Raw genomic sequence first — 406 nt, 5'->3', positions numbered from 1 at the left:
ACTGGATTGTCAAGAACAGCTGGAGTGAGAACTGGGGTGATAAAGGATATATCTACATGGCAAAGGACCGACACAACCACTGTGGTATTGCTACAGCAGCTAGCTACCCTCTTGTCTAAGGAAGATACCTCTAGTGTTAAAACATTGTACCAGAAGGCCACATTACTGTCTCGGGTACCCGAGTGGTTTACTGAAATCCACTAGTGTAGTGAAAAAGGAGTCGCCTGACACAGGGGACTGTGTCTCACAGCCTGAATGAGACTGTGAGAAATAAAACCTCAAGCTCTAGGTATTGTGTGACACTGTTTTAGGGACTTTATGCAATTGTTTTTTGGTCATTTTAATGGCATTGATTTAGTTGATTTTTGCCTCAGTGTAAATACATGTTCTTTAGTGTAAGTCACAA

At 41.9% G+C, this 406-nt stretch carries 1 protein-coding gene; it reads left to right on the top strand.

What is annotated here, in order from left to right:
* Positions 1-5 precede the first annotated feature (5 nt).
* Positions 6-119: a C1 family peptidase gene (locus tag H4O20_RS15475; RefSeq protein WP_368856699.1), complete on the top strand. Its 114-nt coding sequence runs from the start codon at positions 6-8 to the stop codon at positions 117-119.
* Positions 120-406 lie beyond the last annotated feature (287 nt).

This window comes from Aequorivita sp. 609 (assembly GCF_014212065.1).
In the GTDB taxonomy this organism is placed as follows: Bacteria; Bacteroidota; Bacteroidia; order Flavobacteriales; family Flavobacteriaceae; genus Aequorivita; species Aequorivita sinensis.
The sequence above is the reverse complement of the archived record's forward strand: the minus strand, read 5'-3'. Positions and strand labels throughout refer to the sequence as shown.